At 37.0% G+C, this 10,680-nt stretch carries 12 protein-coding genes; 8 read left to right on the top strand and 4 right to left on the bottom strand.

Annotation, left to right across the window (positions count from 1 at the left end; translation table 11 throughout):
• The 3 genes from ACSHXM_RS19165 to glpG form a co-directional block, all read left to right on the top strand.
• On the top strand, positions 1–2,149 hold a 2,149-nt coding region (locus ACSHXM_RS19165), incomplete at its 5' end, for a putative bifunctional diguanylate cyclase/phosphodiesterase (RefSeq protein ID WP_435691530.1).
• A 182-nt stretch (positions 2,150–2,331) separates the two neighbouring features.
• Positions 2,332–2,661, top strand: a complete 330-nt coding sequence (gene glpE / locus ACSHXM_RS19160) for a thiosulfate sulfurtransferase GlpE (RefSeq protein WP_435691528.1) — start codon at positions 2,332–2,334, stop codon at positions 2,659–2,661.
• Position 2,662: 1 nt separating this feature from the next.
• Positions 2,663–3,514, top strand: coding sequence for a rhomboid family intramembrane serine protease GlpG (gene glpG / locus ACSHXM_RS19155; RefSeq protein WP_435691526.1), 852 nt, complete (start codon positions 2,663–2,665; stop codon positions 3,512–3,514).
• Between the two features lie 50 nt (positions 3,515–3,564).
• Here the strand turns inward: glpG and ACSHXM_RS19150 are convergent, their stop codons facing one another.
• The gene (locus ACSHXM_RS19150; RefSeq protein WP_435691524.1) at positions 3,565–3,981 is read right to left on the bottom strand and encodes a flagellar basal body-associated protein FliL; all 417 of its coding nucleotides are present in this window, start codon (positions 3,979–3,981) and stop codon (positions 3,565–3,567) included.
• Between the two features lie 149 nt (positions 3,982–4,130).
• Here ACSHXM_RS19150 and ACSHXM_RS19145 point away from each other — a divergent pair, with 149 nt between their 5' ends.
• From ACSHXM_RS19145 to ACSHXM_RS19135, 3 genes are all read left to right on the top strand, one after another.
• Positions 4,131–4,712: a chorismate--pyruvate lyase family protein gene (locus ACSHXM_RS19145; protein WP_435691522.1), complete on the top strand. Its 582-nt coding sequence runs from the start codon at positions 4,131–4,133 to the stop codon at positions 4,710–4,712.
• Positions 4,699–5,583, top strand: a complete 885-nt coding sequence (gene ubiA, locus ACSHXM_RS19140) for a 4-hydroxybenzoate octaprenyltransferase (RefSeq protein WP_435691520.1) — start codon at positions 4,699–4,701, stop codon at positions 5,581–5,583. Before ACSHXM_RS19145 ends, ubiA begins: the two co-directional genes overlap by 14 nt.
• A 102-nt stretch (positions 5,584–5,685) precedes the next feature.
• On the top strand, positions 5,686–6,246 hold the full coding sequence (locus ACSHXM_RS19135) for a GNAT family N-acetyltransferase (protein ID WP_435691518.1): 561 nt from the start codon (positions 5,686–5,688) through the stop codon (positions 6,244–6,246).
• Between the two features lie 33 nt (positions 6,247–6,279).
• Here the strand turns inward: ACSHXM_RS19135 and fabR are convergent, their stop codons facing one another.
• Entirely contained in the window at positions 6,280–6,894 is a 615-nt protein-coding gene (fabR, locus tag ACSHXM_RS19130) for an HTH-type transcriptional repressor FabR (RefSeq protein ID WP_435691516.1), read from the bottom strand.
• 152 nt (positions 6,895–7,046) lie between these two features.
• Between fabR and ACSHXM_RS19125 the strand changes: the two genes are divergently transcribed.
• Together ACSHXM_RS19125 and ACSHXM_RS19120 are read left to right on the top strand one after the other, a co-directional pair.
• Positions 7,047–8,183, top strand: coding sequence for an acyl-CoA desaturase (locus ACSHXM_RS19125; protein ID WP_435691514.1), 1,137 nt, complete (start codon positions 7,047–7,049; stop codon positions 8,181–8,183).
• Between the two features lie 70 nt (positions 8,184–8,253).
• Positions 8,254–8,814 carry a uracil-DNA glycosylase family protein gene (locus tag ACSHXM_RS19120; protein WP_435691512.1) on the top strand — a complete coding sequence of 187 codons (561 nt, stop codon included), beginning with the start codon at positions 8,254–8,256 and terminating at the stop codon, positions 8,812–8,814.
• 40 nt (positions 8,815–8,854) lie between these two features.
• Here the strand turns inward: ACSHXM_RS19120 and ACSHXM_RS19115 are convergent, their stop codons facing one another.
• Positions 8,855–10,153, bottom strand: a complete 1,299-nt coding sequence (locus tag ACSHXM_RS19115; RefSeq protein WP_435691510.1) for an adenylosuccinate synthase — start codon at positions 10,151–10,153, stop codon at positions 8,855–8,857.
• A 103-nt stretch (positions 10,154–10,256) separates the two neighbouring features.
• Positions 10,257–10,439, bottom strand: a complete 183-nt coding sequence (locus ACSHXM_RS19110) for a DUF2065 domain-containing protein (protein ID WP_435691507.1) — start codon at positions 10,437–10,439, stop codon at positions 10,257–10,259.
• Positions 10,440–10,680: the final 241 nt, after the last annotated feature.

Here is a 10,680-nt window from a genome sequence, read left to right as displayed (position 1 = left end):
ATTCGATAGTGAGCAGGGACTTGTTTTCAGTACTGCAGATAATACCCCCATTGAAATTCAACAAGACGTTGCAGAAGTTATCAAAAATCAAGCGTCAGTTTCTCACATTAGATGTAAAGAAACCTGCCAAGAGCAAATAAGCATGCCTATGCTCACCAACGCTAGGGATATGGTGATTTTGTCTATTAGTAGCTCTTTACTTGAAACATTAGCTTCTCTCAATCGTTCTACTTTAGCTCAGTTAGCAATATTAAGTGTTAGAGCATCCCCTTTTGGTGATTTAACGCCATCTTCAAGTCACTTAGTTCGAGATATGATAGTCAACGCGCCTATTAGTGTGACTAATCGAAAAGATATGGAGGCGATACTTACTCAACTCCCACGTGATTTAAATTTGCAAAATTTGATTAGAACGGGATATCGGTTAGAAAATGAAGAAGGCAGCTTTTTGATCAATTTGTTACCTGTTGAGCCAGAAGGTAAATACAATACGTTTATATTCTTTGTGCATGACATTAGTGATGTGTCATTGGCTCATCAACAATATCAAAACCGAGTTATTTTAATCGCACTCTTTGTTGTTGTACTGTCCAGTTTTGCTTTGTTTTTTATGACAATGCAATTTCGAAGTCGTCTAATAACATTGGCTCAGCAGTTGCCATTATTGGCTGAAAAAAAATATAAAGAATTCAAAGAGCATAAGTTTTATAAGAATAGATTCTTTATTGATGAAATTGAGCTGTTACAAGATTCAGCTAGCTTGTTAGGAAAAGAGTTAGAGTCTTTAGATCTTACCATTCAATTGAATACTCGTGAACTTGAAAAAATAGCCATGAATGATTGGTTAACAGGTTTACCAAATCGCAATATGTTGAATTTACAAATCAAAAAACTTTTACCGAGTGTGGGTAATGTTTATCAAACCTTAACCGTCCTTTTTTTAGATATCGATAAATTCAGAAAAATTAATGATACGCATGGACATGATGTTGGTGATACTTTTTTAGTGCATGCAGCACAAAGGATAGCCACGTGTATTGGTGAGCGTGATTTGTTATTTCGCTTTGGAGGAGACGAGTTTGTATTAATTGTGTTAGAAAAACCTAACCAAGATAGGGCTCCTGTATTGGCTAGTAAAATCATCGATAGCTTTAGGGAGCCGATTGCTACTAACGATTTATTATTTTATACGTCTACAAGTATTGGTATTGCCAGTACAGAAGAGAGTACTACTAAAATTGAAGAGCTAATTAGGCAGTCTGATATTGCCATGTATGCTTCCAAAGATGCTGGAGGTGGGCAGTACAGTATTTTCAATGAAAAAATGCAAAGAAGTGCATTGAGAAAGGTGGAAATCGAGAATGAAGTGCGAAATGCGTTGGAAAATGATGAGTTTTCTTTCGCGCTCCAGCCTCAGGTTGATATTTCTAGTGGGAAGTTGCTTGGTTTTGAAGCCTTGATTAGATGGTTTCATCCTACCCGAGGGTTTGTGCCGCCAGATGAATTTATTCCTATAATAGAAAACTCTGAATATATGATTAATATAGGCCATTGGGGTATTAAGCAAGCGTTTCTAATACTGGAAAAGCTTGATGAACTCGGCTTTAAAAATCTAAAAGTCGCTGTTAATTTATCCGCCAGTCAATTTTTAGATCCGGATTTAATTCCTTTTCTTGCAGGGCAATTAAAACTATTTGATAGAGACGCCTCGCAAATAGAGTTGGAGTTGACCGAAAGAACATTAGTGGCAGATATTGAGCAGACATTAGACACTATGCATCAGTTGAAAAAAATGGGTTTTCTATTTTCAATTGATGATTTTGGTACTGGTTATTCTTCATTAGCATACTTAAAACAAATGCCTGTAGATATCATTAAGATTGATCGAAGTTTTGTATCTAACATGGAAAATAATAGTGCCGATATGCAAATAGTTTCATCTATTATCGCCATGGTTAAGAAGCTAGGTATGACGGTAGTCGCTGAAGGAATTGAGAATTCAGTACAGATGAAAATATTAAAAAATCTACAGTGTACTATTGGCCAAGGATATTTCATTTCTCGGCCAATTCCAGAAAATGATCTTTATGTATTATTACCTGAAAAAATGAATTATGAAGTTTGGAACGATTTAAACAATTTAGAATAACTTTCTGATTACTTTCTTAATTACGACTCCACCAATCGCAAATTCTCAATAACGTTATTGAATACGTATACGAAATGTCTATGTATATAAAAACTCAAAATGTGTGAAACTTAGTATAAAATGGCTAGCTTAATTTAAGCTAGATTTGTTTCTAGTATTTGTAAAAGACAGGAGAACATTAAATGGAGCAATTTGCTCATATTTCTGTACAAGAAACGAAAGAAAAACTGCTTTCTGGGGAAGTAAAGGTCGTTGATATTCGTGATGAAGCTTCGTTTATCGCTGGCCATATTCAAGATGCGACACACCTAACCAATGGTACGTTGAACAACTTTATTTCAGAGGTTGATTTGGATACACCTGTAATTGTTGTTTGTTATCATGGCCATAGTAGCCAACAAGCTGCACAATTTCTTATTCATCAGGGGTTTGACGAAGTTTACAGTATGGATGGTGGATTCGAAGCTTGGAAGAAAGAATTGCCTTTTAGCACAATGCCAGAAGCACCCTAATTTGACTCAAACAATTAAATTAGTGGCTTTTTCTACGGAGCAGCCCGCACGACTATTAGCTCATTATTTAGTAAAAAATAATATTTCAGCAGAATATAGCTTAGTGCAAGCTGAATATTCCCATGTTGTTATGTTAAGTGATCCAGAAGATGAGGGTAAAGCGAAATTAATTGCCCAAGAGTTTGTTCTTAACCCTGACCATGACAAGTATCAGTCGGTTGCTTGGCAATCTGGAGAATCTGTCGATTTAACACCACAAAAACAGATGTCTTTCGGGAGAGTGCTACCAATATTAAGGGCTTCGCCTTTTACATCTTTAATTTTAGTCTTTTGCGCGGCCGTTTTTCTACTAGCAAATATTGGTATTACGCTACCTTATAAATGGTTACACATTCAGCCAATTGCTTTGATGATAGAAAATAATCAATGGTGGAGGTTATTCGGACCTGCGTTAATACATTTTTCACTTTTACATATTGTCTTTAATTTATTGTGGTGGTGGTCTTTAGGTAAACAAATTGAAAGTACATTTGGGATCAGTAGTTTGTGTTTGTTATTTGCACTCTCTGCAGGTGTATCAAATGTTGCCCAGCTACTTGTTAATGGACCTAATTTCGGAGGCTTATCTGGTGTTGTATACGCTTTAGTAGGATGTGTGTGGTGGTTAGGTTGGTTGAGGCCCAGTTGGGGAATAAATTTACCAAAACCAATAGTAGGTTTTATGCTAATTTGGCTAATTGTAGGGTTTGCAGATGTTTTGCCTATAAATATGGCTAATACAGCACATACTGTTGGTCTAATTTGTGGCTGCTTGTTTGCTTGGATATTAGTAAAAAAGACTACGAAATTTTAAATCGTAGTCTTATTTAATACGGTCTAGGTGAAATGATTTAATTTAAATGCCTAGCTTTGATGATATAAATATTTTGTGAATATGACGTCTTTAATCATATTAAGCCCAGTCTCTTGGCGAATTAATTCTTGTAATTTTTCAAGGCAATTTCGACGTATGTCTTCACGGCCCGTTAATGATCTGACTTTTTCTTCTGTCTGTCTGCCAAAGACCTCGATTGCGGCGGCTCTGATAAGGGGGGAATGATGCTCTGCCGCTTCTAAATATTCAGCATCTTCTAACATTAATTCAATCGATACCCGCACAAAGCCTAGCTTTCTCGCTGATGATCCTAAAAAATTAGTCACTATATCTGGTTCTAAGCTAAAGTAAGCATAGTTCTTTCTTTCAAACTCTTGGCCAATAGCTGAATATTGAAAACCAAATAGTAAAATTAAGCTTGTAATAACTAGCCTAAGTTTTTTCATAAGCCATTCTCACCCTGAATCCTCGTATAGTTCTAGTGTATCAACTTTTTGTGACTTTCATAAAATATATTTCGTGACTTTAGTATTAGATACTTCAGTCTTGGAGAGCTAATTGATATTATGCATTTAAGCCTAGTTACAAGTTTAAAATGTTGAAATCATCTTATCATTTTCCAATTGGAATCCCCTCAGTTTGGTTTGCTCCTGAGTCACTACCTATTCCTAATGAAAAGTTAACCAACTGGTTATTGAACCCAGGCTCGCTTACCGAAAGGTTGGTTGCTCAGTGTTCTAATTTTAGACTTTCTGTTGTAGGACAAAAACAGCTAAGCGTGACTCAAGATGAATTTCAGCAAATAAGTACGCCTGAGCAAATTTTTAATGAACAAGACTGGTTAGTACGGGAAGTTGTTTTATGGGGGGATGATAAGCCTTGGGTTTTTGCCCGATCTATTATTCCAATGAATTTGTGGCAACGTGATTTTACTGATTTAAACAATCAACCTTTAGGCCATCGGATATTTAATGACGACAGGTTTAAGCGATTGCCGTTTGAAATTACTAAAATAGAAAGCTTCTTAAATTTTGGTGAGCAATTTAGTGTCTCAGCGAGTCATGCGTTGTGGGGACGACGTTCAACGTTTTGTTTTGAACAATCCAAAATGATGGTGTGCGAAGTATTCTTGCCAGACAGCCCTGTTTACATAAAAGTGGATAATGGCATTGACTGACCATAACAATGCACAAGAAATAAACTGGAATGCTTACTGGCGGTTAATGCGGGCAGATAAACCAGTAGGGATCTACTTGTTATTGTGGCCTTGCATCTGGGCGCTTTGGATTGCTTCTTCTGGCTTACCTGATTTACATATTCTAATAGTGTTTGTGTTAGGTGTTATTCTTATGCGTTCGGCTGGATGTGTGATTAATGATTATGCCGATCGGAAAGTTGATGGGGCAGTTAAACGCACATCAAATAGGCCTTTGGTTTCAGGTGAATTAGAGCCCAAGCAGGCTTTGCGTTTGTTTGTTATTCTGTTGTTTACAGCATTTCTATTAGTATTAACGTTAAGTTGGCAAACTGTTTTGATGTCAATTGGCGGTTTGATTCTCGCGACAATTTATCCTTTTATGAAACGTTATACTCATCTACCTCAAGTGGTTTTAGGAGCGGCCTTTGGATGGTCCATTCCTATGGCGTTTGTCGCAACTCAGGCTTCCTTCGATTGGGTTGTATGGGCTTTGTATTTCGCAAACTTATGTTGGACTGTAGCTTATGATACTCAATACGCTATGGTTGATCGAGACGACGATATCAAAATTGGCATAAAGTCTACGGCAATCTTATTTGGTCGATTTGATAAGTTCATCATTGCAGTCTTACAGTGTTTAACTTTAATACTTCTGACCTGTATTAGTTGGCACTTGCAGTTAAGCTGGGTGTTTGATTTGGCGTTATTTGTTTCTCTTAGTTTATTTGCCTACCAACATTATTTAATAAAAGAAAGACGCAGAGAGCAGTGTTTCAAGGCATTTTTGCATAACCATTACGTTGGGTTGGTTATCGCTTTAGGCGTTGTTGGGCATTATAGTTTTTTTTGATAAATATTTAGGTCTTCATAAAGTCATATACAAGGCTGTTAGCAAATTCTATAGTAGAAAGATTGTTCTACTAATTCTCTCCATAATAAGTACTAAAGCCTAATGACAGATAAAAAGTTTCCCGTTTTGACTAGCCAGAGATTGAAGTTAGATAGGCTTACTCAAAAAGACATAAAAAATGTATTTGGTATTTTTTCAGACCCTGCAGTGATTGAACATTATGATGTTGAAATATTTAAAGACAAAAATGAAGCAAGTGAGCTGATTAAGTATTTCAACTCCCTACATTTGGGTGATGGGGGAATACGTTGGGCGATTAGAGATAAGAAAACTGGCTCATTTATTGGTTCTTGCGGTTATAGTAATTGGAACCCTTTTGATCATTCTGCTGTAATTAGTTATGAATTAGCAAAAGCGTATTGGGGTAAAGGTTATGCAAGTGAAGCACTCACCACTATCATTAATTTTATTTTTGACGATAGCTTTCATTTTTACGTGCATAGGATTGAAGCCTTAATTTTGCCATCTAATCAACCATCAGAATCATTAGCAAAACGGCATCATTTTGAATTTGAAGGAACGTTAAAAGAGAAATGTTTTTGGAACAACAGTTTTCACGATATGAATATGTTTGCGTTGTTGCGAAAAAACTGGCCGAAGTAAGTTTACGTTTACCCATTTTATCCAGAGTTCGGGTTATTTCATTGACACTCGTTTTTTGACAGCTTGATTAGCCCCATTGGCTACAAACCTGAGTTGCAGTTTTACTCGGTCCGCTACTTTTTTCTTTTGACTGTCAGTAGCATCCAGAGCTTCGGCTCCTGCACTAAATACTAATTTTACCATTGCTTCTGCTTGTAAGTTGGCAATTTTATAAGGCAAGCCTGTTGAAGAGATGGTGTAATCGGTTAGTTCAACATTAAAATGTTGGATCTCTCGTAATACTGCTGCACGAAAGGCCGTTGATGTGCCCGTATGTTCACGCAATAACAATCTGAATACATTGTTATTGGCTGTTATAAATTCCATAAATGTGTCAACTGAAGTACTAATTACTCCTCCCCCAGACGCTATTCTTAACCTAGCTTGACGCATCAGCTGGCGTAAGGCTAATCCTGCTTCGTCCACCAATGTTAAACCTAACTCATCGATGTCCTTAAAGTGCCTATAAAAGGAGGTAGGAGCAATGCCTGCTGCACGAGCTACTTCACGCAAGCTAATGCTAGACAGGCTGCGTTGCTCGTCTAACAAGGAAAAAGCCGCTTCAATGATCGCTCTGCGGGTACGTAATTTTTGTTCTTGGCGGCTCAAGGTAAATTCTTAAATTACAAATGTTTAACTAATTCTAACGCGAAAAGAGAGGAAATAGACACCATAAATGCCTTATTAGTTGAACTTATCACTTGCTTAACTCTTGTAGCAAAGTAAAATAGCGTACACTTGTAAGCTGAAAGTGTTTTTGAATGAATAAACCTCGCCTTCTTCTAACCAATATTTTGGTTTTTATTATCACTGGACTCATTGCTCTGATTTTAGTGCCACTCGAAGCATTGCAAAATGGATTTGATGGTATTGAAATCGCATCATGTATTGTGCTTATATATTTTTCAGGCATGTCTATTACTGCCGGTTACCACAGGTTGTGGTCTCATAAAGCCTACGATGCAAATAATATTGTTAAGGTTGTTTTGGCTATTGGCGGAGCGATGGCTTTGCAAAATAGCATTTTGCATTGGTGTTCTGATCATAGGATCCACCATAGACATGTAGATGACAACGAGCATGATCCGTATTCTGCTAAAAAAGGGTTTTGGTATTCTCACATTGGATGGATGTTAAGAGAATATCAGGTTCATCGTTATTCTGATTATTCAAATTGTCGTGATTTGCAAAAAGACAAGGTGGTTATGTGGCAACACAATAACTACTTAGCGATTATGTTAACGGCTAATTTCGGGATCCCTATCCTATTAGGCTTAATCAATGGCGATGTTTGGGGCATGTTATTATTGGCTGGCGTATTTCGCTTAGTTGTCGTGCATCATGTTACTTTTTTCATAAACTCATTAGCACACATATGGGGAACACAGCCTTATACAGATGAAAATACGGCTCGTGATAATGATATTTTGGCATTTTTTACCTTTGGTGAGGGGTACCATAATTATCATCATATTTTTGAATACGATTATAGAAATGGTATTAAATGGTGGCAGTTTGATCCAACCAAATGGCTGATCCGTGGACTGTCATTTATTGGCTGGACCAAAAACTTACGACGTTGTCCAGAAGAGCGTATTGAAAAAGCTAAAGTGGCTATGCAGTTAAAGTTGGCTAAAGAAAAAGTTTCGAAACTACCTAATGCTGAAGTAATTTTAGCCCGGGTACAAGGTGAGTATGAGCTCCTTGCTCAACGAATGACTGAATATTATTCTGCAAAAAAGCAACTTATGGATTTAAAGAAACAAAGTTTGCAGAGGAGTTATAAAAGTTTAGAAATTCAATTTGCTTATAAAGAACTGAAACACAGCTTGGCAGTTCAAAAAGAAAAATGGTTACAACTTAATAGATTTGATTTTTTACCAGCGATTAGCGATTAACACTTAAGTGTTAATCTAATTTTAAGGCCTCTAAAAGAGGCCTTTTTTATGTATTTAATGAGCGTTTTACATGAGTATCTTAAGTAAAATTAATCAATGTATTGAGTGTAAAGAGCATTTACCTTTTTTACCTCAGCCTATTTTACAATATTCACAAAATGCACAAGTTATTATCATAGGTCAAGCGCCTGGAATTAAGGCTCATCAGTCGAAAAAGCCTTGGAAAGATGCTTCTGGAAACAGGCTGCGAGATTGGCTAAACATAAGTGAAGCCACATTTTATGATAAAGAACTATTGTCAATAATACCTATGGGATTTTGTTATCCAGGAAAGGGAAAGTCTGGAGATTTACCACCTCGCTCGGAATGTGCACAAAAGTGGCATGCTTATCTAGTTCCCAAAGAGGGGACTAAGTTAACAATATTAATTGGAAAGTATGCGCAAGATTATTATTTACGAGATAATAAAACGTTAACAGAAAGGTTAGAAAGATGGCAATCTTATCTACCGCACTACTTGGTGCTCCCACATCCCTCACCTAGAAATAATATTTGGTTGAAAAAGAATGATTGGTTTGAAAAGGAAATATTACCGATAATGCAAAAAATGGTGAATAAACATTTGAAATAAAAAAGGCTGCGTATAGCAGCCTTTTGTAATCGTAGTATCTTTACACTTCGAATGGATGACGTAAAACAATAGTTGCATTACGCTCTGGGCCTGTTGAAATAATATCAATAGGTACACCCGTTAATTCTTCTAGGCGTTTGATATAGTTTTTAGCCGCTTGCGGTAAACCATCGTAAGTCGTTACGCCAAAAGTATTGTCGCTCCAACCCGGCATGCTTTCGTAAACTGGTTCAATTAACTCGTATCCGTCTGCAGCCATTGGTGGTACATCAGAAATGTTGCCATCAGAATCTTTATAACCGGTACAAATACTTAGAGATTCTAAACCATCTAATACATCTAATTTAGTTAAGCAGAACCCTGTTATTGAGTTAATTTGAACAGCACGTTTCATTGCAACGGCATCAAACCAGCCAGTACGACGTTTACGTCCAGTCGTTGCACCAAACTCATGGCCTTTAACACCTAAGCGTTGGCCTACTTCGCATTCTAGTTCAGTTGGAAATGGGCCTGAACCAACGCGTGTAGTATAAGCTTTAACTATACCGAGAACATAATCTAGGTTAAGTGGACCAAATCCAGCACCAGTGGCAACGCCACCCACTGTGGTATTTGAAGAGGTGACATAAGGGTAAGTTCCGTGGTCGATATCGAGTAAAGTACCTTGAGCACCTTCGAACATGATCGCATCACCACGCAATCTAGCTTTGTCTAGTACGTCAGTTACATCAACAACCATCGCTTTTAAAATATCAGCTACGGCCAATGCATCAGCTAATACTTTTTCATAACTTACAGGTTCAACTTTGTAGTAATTAGTTAACATGAAGTTATGGTATTCGAGAATGTTTTTCAGTTTAATCGCAAAGTCTTCTGGGTTGAATAAATCTCCAACACGTAATCCACGACGAGATACTTTGTCTTCGTATGCTGGACCAATACCACGACCAGTGGTGCCTATTGCCTTGTTGCCCAATGCTTTTTCGCGAGCCATATCCAGATCAACGTGATAAGGAAGAATGAGTGGGCAAGCTTCACTGATACGTAAACGTTCTTTAACTGGTACGCCTCGTTCTTCAAGCATCGCTGTTTCTTTAAGTAGTGCTTCTGGACTCAGAACAACACCATTACCAATGATGCAAGTTACGTTGTCACGTAAAATACCAGATGGAATTAAATGGAGAACAGTTTTTTCGCCGTCAATAACTAGCGTATGGCCAGCATTGTGACCACCTTGATAACGCACCACATAGGTCGCTTGATCAGTGAGTAAATCAACAACCTTACCTTTACCCTCATCACCCCATTGGGTGCCGAGTACAACAACATTTTTAGCCATGAATAGAACGGAGTCAGAAAATTAGGCGGGGATTCTATCAAAAATTAATCGCCAGCTAAACAGCAAAATAGCGCAAGATATATGCAATTATCTTATATAGAATTTATAACAAATAAAATAAGCTTACTAAACCGACCGTAACTAACACTCCACCTGATGTTCTAAATTGATTTACAGGTTGTAAACTCAAGCGATGTAAAAAACGCTGCCATTTATTTGCAAACAACATAGGGCCTATTCCCTCTATGATTAATACTATGGCCAGTGCGATTAGTATATTTTCCATCGGTCACGTTACTCGCTTTGTTAATACAAAAGTGCATGATATCGTAAATGTAATAGCACAATTTAATAATTAACTTTAATGGCTAGAAAGTTGGTATTCTTGTTTGACTTAAGCTATTTATATTAAAAGTTTTAGCAGATTGATTTAAAAGGAAAATCATAGGTTGTTAGAGGTTAGGGAATTACCAAGAAAACAAATTAAACAAATTAGACTGCTGATCTTGTTAGGCGTAATTTTAGTT

The sequence above is a fragment of the Paraglaciecola sp. genome, from assembly GCF_051252315.1.
Classification (GTDB): Bacteria; Pseudomonadota; Gammaproteobacteria; order Enterobacterales; family Alteromonadaceae; genus Paraglaciecola.
The sequence above is the reverse complement of the archived record's forward strand: the minus strand, read 5'-3'. Positions and strand labels throughout refer to the sequence as shown.

Coding starts and splice junctions, on each gene's coding strand:
- glpE (WP_435691528.1), top strand. CDS start 2,332: ATGGAGCAATTTGCTCATATTTCTGTACAAGAAACGAAAGAAAAACTG.
- ACSHXM_RS19150 (WP_435691524.1), bottom strand. CDS start 3,981: ATGAAAAAACTTAGGCTAGTTATTACAAGCTTAATTTTACTATTTGGT.
- ACSHXM_RS19145 (WP_435691522.1), top strand. CDS start 4,131: ATGTTGAAATCATCTTATCATTTTCCAATTGGAATCCCCTCAGTTTGG.
- ubiA (WP_435691520.1), top strand. CDS start 4,699: ATGGCATTGACTGACCATAACAATGCACAAGAAATAAACTGGAATGCT.
- ACSHXM_RS19135 (WP_435691518.1), top strand. CDS start 5,686: ATGACAGATAAAAAGTTTCCCGTTTTGACTAGCCAGAGATTGAAGTTA.
- ACSHXM_RS19125 (WP_435691514.1), top strand. CDS start 7,047: ATGAATAAACCTCGCCTTCTTCTAACCAATATTTTGGTTTTTATTATC.
- ACSHXM_RS19120 (WP_435691512.1), top strand. CDS start 8,254: ATGAGTATCTTAAGTAAAATTAATCAATGTATTGAGTGTAAAGAGCAT.
- ACSHXM_RS19115 (WP_435691510.1), bottom strand. CDS start 10,153: ATGGCTAAAAATGTTGTTGTACTCGGCACCCAATGGGGTGATGAGGGT.
- ACSHXM_RS19110 (WP_435691507.1), bottom strand. CDS start 10,439: ATGGAAAATATACTAATCGCACTGGCCATAGTATTAATCATAGAGGGA.